Genomic DNA, 518 nt, shown 5'->3' with positions numbered 1-518 from the left:
CCACGAAGGTCGTGACACCCTCGCCCTCCAACACCCGCACACCATCCAGGAACCGCACAGCCTCCCGCACATGCCGCACCCAGAAACCGGCGTCGGTAATCTCCTCCGCAGCCGCGAGAGCACCGGTGAGGTTGGAAACCACCGGGATGCGCGGAGCCTCGTACGACAGACCCTCCACGACCTCGCGGAACGCCTCCAGCATCCCGTCCATGTGCGGAGAGTGGAACGCATGACTGACCGTCAGACGCTTCGTCTTACGGCCCTGCCCCTCGAAGACAGCAGCAATGCCGAGCACGGCGTCCTCGTCACCGGAGACCACCACCGAGGTGGGACCGTTGACCGCGGCGATGCTCACGACGTCCGTCAGGTAGGGGGTGACCTCGTCCTCGGTCGCCTGCACCGCCACCATCGCCCCACCGGACGGCAGCTCCTGCATCAACCGGCCACGCGCAGCCACCAGCGTGCACGCATCCTCCAGCGACAGCACACCCGCACAATGCACGGCCGCGATCTCACCA

At 67.0% G+C, this 518-nt stretch carries 1 protein-coding gene; it reads right to left on the bottom strand.

From position 1 onward, the window contains the following. The coding region (locus tag P2Q00_RS50685; RefSeq protein ID WP_275781997.1) for an acyltransferase domain-containing protein at positions 1-518 on the bottom strand (518 nt) is incomplete at both ends.

This window comes from Streptomyces coacervatus, from assembly GCF_029223485.1.
Lineage (GTDB): Bacteria > Actinomycetota > Actinomycetes > Streptomycetales > Streptomycetaceae > Streptomyces > Streptomyces coacervatus.
This window is presented reverse-complemented; position numbering and strand designations above follow the sequence as displayed.